Raw genomic sequence first — 6171 nt, 5'->3', positions numbered from 1 at the left:
TCCACACCCAGGGTTATAGTGCTCATGGAGACTTCCTCTTCTGCTGACGGTTGTTTCGCAACACCATCATGGCCTTCGAGGCCGTAAGGGGAGGAAGTCTCTTTTTACTCGTTCAAGGCGGACGGCTTCGCCGCCGCTTAACTCCAGCGTTAGGCCGCATGCATGCCCTTAAAGAATCCGGTCATATTTACGGTTTTGGTTATTGCTGTTCTAGTTGCCGCGGCAATCGTCACGTATGTCTATGGGGTGCCGTTGTTGCAGGCTGCGCACATGGGTTGTCGGTTTGGCGGCGGCACCAAAACGCTCGGTTGCTCTACGTCGTTCGGTCTGTTCATGACATGGGTTGGGTTCGCGGTTGCCGTTGCAATTTTCGCGGTCTGGAGCAAATTTGGTCGGCAGTAAACAGCCGTTTGGCCCAACAATTTTCGCGTTGCGGCCTAACATCTCGTTCAAGGCGGACGGCTTCGCCGCCGCTTAACTCAAGCGTTAGCCTTAAGGGGGCGTTCGTGAAATTCACACAGAAAGCGTTTGTGTTTGCCTCAATTGTCTCGGCATCGTTCGGTGTGTCTGCAGAGCAGTACACCAATGGGTGGACAGAGGGCACGTTCAAAAGCACAGTGAACGGCTGCGTAGCTACGGCCGTATCCAAACAAATGCAATTCATGTCCAGCAGCGGGCAAATCAAGCCGGGAGCATCACCTTCTCAAATGGCTGCAGCTCAAGCTCAGGTCACCAGCATCGAAACAACCATATGCACGTGTGTACAGCAACAGATCATGCGGGATATTAAATTTGAAGACGTCCAATCTATCCGGCAACGCCCTGACTATGTGCGCCAAGTTGGGATGCGCTGTTCAAATGAAGCAATGAAGAATCGGAATTGATCGCGACTAACAGTTCGCTCAAGGCGAACGCCGCCTCTTAACTCCAGCGTTAGCTTCCACAGGAAATATGCACATGCCGCGTATCGAACCAACAATTGGCGCCACTCCGACACCAAGTGACTTGCTACCTGAGCTTCCACCAGCAGGGAAGCGAACCGCAGAAAAGCCAAGTATTCGTCGATCCAATCAATTCAAGCTGGCAGTTTCCGCTACAACTCTTTACGCAATTGTGGTTGGCGTCGTCGCCTTCCTTTCGCATCCTCAGCCCACAGTAAATGCCAGCGCTTTGAGCTACAGGCTTGGTGAGGTTGCATCATATTTCCTTATCGCAACAATCCTTGGTCTAGGCTGCACACTTGTGAGTAAGAAGCCATGGACTTGGGGCTTCGCTGTCTTCCTGTTTATCGTATTCCTTGTCCCGATTTGGTTGGTGGGCACGCACAGCTAACTACTCGTTCAAGGCGGACGGCTTCGCCGCCGCTTAACTCCAGCGTTAGGCGTCAGAGCATCTTTCCTTCGCAGTCGCTTCGCGTGCGTGTCGCGTTCCGGCTTCGCATCAGCTGCATGCATTCTGTCGTTTCGGGCTGGCCTGCGTTGTCGTCTGTCGCACGCTTGGTCGTTCGCCGTGTCTTGCGCGCGTTGGCGCATCTCGTATCTTCATACTTCGCGGTGCGCGCGGTTTGGCTCAACGTGTCTTCTTTCGTCAGCGGCTCGTTCGTCGCTCGCAGGCCACAAGCTTCGCGGCATTGCCGGGCTTCCAGAGCAGCGCTATCGTGCAAGCATCCGACGGCGTAGCGTGCTGCCGTCTAACCCGTCATTCAAGCGGACGGCTTCGCCGCCGCTTAATTCCAGCGTTAGGCGGCAGAGCAATTCCTTTGCCGGTTCCCCGCGTTTTCGCCTTCCAGGCTTCGCATCGGCTGCGCTGGTTATGTTGCTTCGGGCTGGCCTGCGTTGCAGTCTTTCGTGCGCTTGGTCGTGCGTCGCAAGTCGCGCGCGTTGTCGTGTTTCGTATCTTCGTGCCGCACGACGCGCGCGGTTCGCCGCAGCGTGGCGTTTGTCGTCAGCGGTTCGTTCTTCGCGCGCAGGCCACAAGTTGCGCGGCATTGCCGGCCATTCAAAGCAGCGTTATCGTGCAAGTCACCGACGGCGTAGCGTGCTGCCGTCTAACCAGTCATTCAAGCGGACGGCTTCGCCGCCGCTTAACTCCAGCGTTAGGCTAATGACAGGAGGCGCAATGTTTTGCTCTCAATGTGGCACAGAGGTAGCGCGTGACGCGAAGTTCTGTAACGCGTGCGGCACAGTGATCTCTAGCGTGCAAAGCCACGTGCTACGCACAGGCACAATCTCGGCGTCCACGTCTAGCATTCCTTCTTCTGGTTCTGCGCCTGTTCAAGAGTCGGCGCATAACGAGTGGTTCCTCGCCCGGCTACTACATGGAGGCTACGGGCTTCCTATAACCTTCTGGCTGGCCGGCATCTTGGTCTGGGCCATTTATGTTGCAATAGAAACAAGCCTCGTCGTCTCGCAAAATTACAAACCCACGACCATGAGCATGGTAGTAGCACTGATATTCATAGCGTATTTGTTCGTACTGATACCTGGGGTCTGGAACGCCGCTGATAAGTACCGCGGTATAAAACTTTGGGCAATACTAGCGAAGATCGTATGCGGATTCTGGGTATTTCAATTGGGCTCGGTTGTTATCAGGTTTGTAGGTTTCACGTAATGCCGCCTAACAATCCGTTCAAGGCGGACGGCTTCGCCGCCGCTTAACTCCAGCGTTAGCCGGCAGGGGGAGCCATGAATGCAATTGGGAGTTTATTGAAAGGCGCTGGGATGGTCGTTTGGTTTGTTGCAGGGCTCTGGGGCTTTTTCCTGTGCCTTGGCATCATTTCCCACGTCGCCGGCTTTTGGGGCATCGTGGCTGGGCTTTTTCTTGCACCCATCACATTCGTAGCAGCACCTTTATACGCCGGGTTTGAGCATGGCAACTGGTTTCCACTCATCCTCAACTACGGCGGCGGCGTGGTAGCCATGGTACTCATGGGTATTGGTGGAGCCATGCGCGGCGATGATTAACGAGTCATCGTGCACGGCTAACAGTTCGTTCAAGGCGGACGGCTTCGCCGCCGCTTAACTCCAGCGTTAGCGCCCATGAAGATATACGGCCTACTAGCATTGCTCCTTATGAGCTCCGTGACTGCGCGAGACCTTGTCTTGGATCCGCATCCCGATCTCCATGCGATGAATATGGCTGGCTACGAGCACTATCTTGGCCATCCTGTCGTTTCTGGGACGTACCGAATTGGCGGTGAAGGTGAGTTGTACATCGCACTAGATCGTCAAGCTTCTCAGTCGTTTCCCCATGCCGATGGCCAGGCTATAGATATTTACATCGGTGATGCTGCCGCCTTGGGCATATCGCAAGCGGTCAAAGCAATCGACATGACTCATATCTGCGGCTTGAACGGACATGCAACTGTTGAGCTGTCTGGCGTTTGGACCGGAATCGTTGAGGACCGTCGCGAGTACAGTTCCGATCTTGTTCGGGTAATCACTAGAACCCCCGCACACCTCGAGGACTGTTCTGGGGTGGTACCGTAAGCGCTAACCAATCGTCCAAGCGGACGCCTCCGGCGCCGCTTAACTCAAGCGTTATGCCTCAAAGGGAGCATCCTCGTGAGTTGGGACATAAGCATTCAACGCTTCAGTCGCGTCTACACTTCGATTCAACAAATTCCCAACGATGAGCGTTGCGTTCCTCTTGGCTCGCAAGCCGAGGTGCGAGCTGCCATTTCTGAGGTTTTTCACGGCACCGATTGGAGCGATCCGACTTGGGGCAACTACGATTTCCTAGGCGGCTCGATCGAGTTCAACATGGGCAAGCCCGAATCAAACAACGGCTTCATGCTCCATGTCCGCGCATCGGAGCAAGTCGTCCCTCTTATTGTTACTCTGTGTATTCAAAACGGCTGGCAAGCTTTGGACTGTGGCAGCGGTGAGTTTCTCGAGCAGTCCAATGAGCCGGCATCGGGTCAAGATGCTTGGCTCGCTTATCGCAATCAAATTCTCGGCAAGGCATAACTATTCGTCCAAGCGGACGGCTTCGCCGCCGCTTAACTCCAGCGTTAGGCGGCAGAGCATTTTTCGTCGTAGTGCTTCGCGCGTTTCACGTCTTGGCTTCGTGTGGCAAAGCGGCGTTTGCTGTTCCTGGCTGGCCTGCGTTGTTGTCTTTCGTGCGCTTGGTCGTCTGTCGTGTCTTGCGCGCGTTGGCGCATGTCACATCTTCGTACTCTGTCGTGCGCGCGGTTCGCTGCAACGTGGCGCTCGTTGCCAGCGGCTCGTTCCTCGCGCGCAGGCCGCAAGCTTCGCGGCATTGCCGGGCTTTCAAAGCAGCGCTATCGTGTTCGCACACGGCGGGGTAACCGTGCTGCCGTCTAACATCTCGTTCAAGGCGGACGGCTTCGCCGCCGCTTAACTCCAGCGTTAGGCGGCAGAGCGTTTATCCTTCGTAGTGCTTCGCGTGTTTCATGTCTTGGCTTCGTGTTGGCAAAGCGGCTTTTGCTGTTCCGGGCTGGCCTGCGTTGTTGTCTTTCTTGCGCTTTGTCGTCTGTCACGCCTTGCGCGCGCTGACGCACATCGCATCTTCGTACACCTTCCTGCGCGCGGTTCGTCGCAACCTGGCCTTCGTCGTCAGCGGTTCGTTCTTCGCACGCAGGCCGCAAGTTACGCGGCATTGCCGGGCATCCAAAGCAGCGTTATCGTGCAGCTCACCGACGGCGTGGCGTGCTGCCGTCTAACAGGTCATTCAAGGCGGACGGCTTCGCCGCCGCTTAATTCCAGCGTTAGGCTTCACAAGCGCTTTCGGATCGTTGCCAGGTCAGCGCCAATGTCTCGGTCACGCTCCGCATCAGCATCGTTTCTTCGTTGTGCATCCGGCCGGCCGGCGTGTGTTGTACGCGGGCGCTGGGGCAGTTCTTCGCAACTTGCGCGCGTGTTCGTTCGCGCATCCATTGCGTCTGTCGCACGCGCGATGTGTCGCAACGTCACCACTTCGCAAGCGGGTTGTCTGTCGCACGCAGGCCCTCACCATCTCGCGTTCTTGCAGTGCGTTTGGTGTGGCACTATCGTCCATCAAAGGTCGTGCTTCGGTGCCGCCTAACAGGTCGTTCAAGGCGGACGGCTACGCCGCCGCTTAACTCTAGCGTTAGCCACCACAGGAAGTCTCATGCGTGCTGTCGTTATGTTGTTACTGGCTCTCGCTTGCAGTTCTTCACTGGCGCAGGAGCGCGAGACACTGACATTCAAAAAAACTAGGATGACTGTCCCGTCTTGTGGCAGACAACTGGTGGAACCTCAATCAGCCGGCGCGATCACGCTGTTGCCGAATCAAGTCGCATGCTTCGCCTTGAAAGTGACAGATGCAAGAATTCAACTCATCGAGCCGCCCAAAGGTGCGGCCCCCGAGAGTCTGCTGGTTCTCAAACTCTGGTATGAGCCGAAGACCGGGAAATCGTTCCTTAGTATCCACAACCCGCTCAGCCTATTTCTGACCTACAAGGCCCATATCCTTCGGACAGGGGCCAAGTCCCTTGAGTACACGACTACGTGCCCAGTCTTGTCGCATCGCGACGGTCTTGAGTTTTGGACATATGAAATTTCGGAAATAACCATTTCTGATCTCGCTCTGGTGCCAGAGTCAAAGACAATCGAGTGCCACTGAGGTGGTGGCTAACATCTCGTTCGAGGCGGACGGCTCCGCCGCCGCTCAACTCCAGCGTTAGGCCATCTGCCATGAAAGTACCACTCACTTTGATCTTGATTGCTTTTTCCTTCACTGGCAGCGCCTGGGCCACTCAACCGGCTGTGCCACGGGCTGCAAAGCCATCAATTTCGGTCCCACAAACCGAAGTGGAGTGCAAAGCCCACGGCGGCAACTGGGGCGCACTTGGTTTATTTTCCGTGGGCTGTAATGTTAAGACAACAGACTCAGGCAAGATTTGCTCCAACTCCAACGACTGCCAAGGCGTATGCCTTGCTCCAGCTGGCTCTGGGAATGGCGATAAAGCAAAGGGCACCTGCTCCGCATATACAGCCGATTTCGGCCGCACGAGCCGGGTCGAACATGGCAAGGCGGTATGGCTCAACGTAGAGTGACGCCCTAACTACTCCGTAAGAGACTTCCGATCAAGCCCAGACGCATGATGCTTTTGCCCTGAGCTTTCGGGCCGCTGCTGGTTACCGTGTTGTCCTGTTTGTTGCGTCGTGCGTGTCAATGCTATGCGGG

The 6171-nt window shown here is 55.9% G+C and carries 8 protein-coding genes; all 8 read left to right on the top strand.

Annotation, left to right across the window (positions count from 1 at the left end; genetic code table 11):
- Positions 1–162 precede the first annotated feature (162 nt).
- The 8 genes from B0E51_RS18920 (at position 163) to B0E51_RS19390 (ending at position 6041) form a co-directional block, all read left to right on the top strand.
- Positions 163–402, top strand: a complete 240-nt coding sequence (locus tag B0E51_RS18920; protein ID WP_077446454.1) for a hypothetical protein — start codon at positions 163–165, stop codon at positions 400–402.
- A 104-nt stretch (positions 403–506) separates the two neighbouring features.
- A complete protein-coding gene (locus tag B0E51_RS19405; protein ID WP_143526024.1) occupies positions 507–884 on the top strand; it encodes a hypothetical protein in 378 nt (125 codons plus the stop codon).
- Between the two features lie 73 nt (positions 885–957).
- Entirely contained in the window at positions 958–1332 is a 375-nt protein-coding gene (locus B0E51_RS19400; protein ID WP_143526023.1) for a hypothetical protein, read from the top strand.
- Positions 1333–2684: 1352 nt separating this feature from the next.
- Positions 2685–2963 carry a hypothetical protein gene (locus B0E51_RS18905; RefSeq protein WP_143526021.1) on the top strand — a complete coding sequence of 93 codons (279 nt, stop codon included), beginning with the start codon at positions 2685–2687 and terminating at the stop codon, positions 2961–2963.
- A 138-nt stretch (positions 2964–3101) separates the two neighbouring features.
- Entirely contained in the window at positions 3102–3488 is a 387-nt protein-coding gene (locus tag B0E51_RS18900) for a hypothetical protein (protein WP_143526020.1), read from the top strand.
- 75 nt (positions 3489–3563) lie between these two features.
- A complete protein-coding gene (locus B0E51_RS18895) occupies positions 3564–3968 on the top strand; it encodes a hypothetical protein (protein WP_077446449.1) in 405 nt (134 codons plus the stop codon).
- 1144 nt (positions 3969–5112) lie between these two features.
- A complete protein-coding gene (locus B0E51_RS18890) occupies positions 5113–5607 on the top strand; it encodes a hypothetical protein (RefSeq protein ID WP_143526019.1) in 495 nt (164 codons plus the stop codon).
- Positions 5608–5678: 71 nt separating this feature from the next.
- On the top strand, positions 5679–6041 hold the full coding sequence (locus B0E51_RS19390; protein WP_143526018.1) for a hypothetical protein: 363 nt from the start codon (positions 5679–5681) through the stop codon (positions 6039–6041).
- Positions 6042–6171: the final 130 nt, after the last annotated feature.

This window comes from Rhodanobacter sp. C05, assembly GCF_002001165.1.
Lineage (GTDB): Bacteria > Pseudomonadota > Gammaproteobacteria > Xanthomonadales > Rhodanobacteraceae > Rhodanobacter.
This window is presented reverse-complemented; position numbering and strand designations above follow the sequence as displayed.

Coding starts and splice junctions, on each gene's coding strand:
- B0E51_RS19400 (WP_143526023.1), top strand. CDS start 958: ATGCCGCGTATCGAACCAACAATTGGCGCCACTCCGACACCAAGTGAC.
- B0E51_RS19390 (WP_143526018.1), top strand. CDS start 5,679: ATGAAAGTACCACTCACTTTGATCTTGATTGCTTTTTCCTTCACTGGC.
- B0E51_RS18920 (WP_077446454.1), top strand. CDS start 163: ATGCCCTTAAAGAATCCGGTCATATTTACGGTTTTGGTTATTGCTGTT.
- B0E51_RS18890 (WP_143526019.1), top strand. CDS start 5,113: ATGCGTGCTGTCGTTATGTTGTTACTGGCTCTCGCTTGCAGTTCTTCA.
- B0E51_RS18905 (WP_143526021.1), top strand. CDS start 2,685: ATGAATGCAATTGGGAGTTTATTGAAAGGCGCTGGGATGGTCGTTTGG.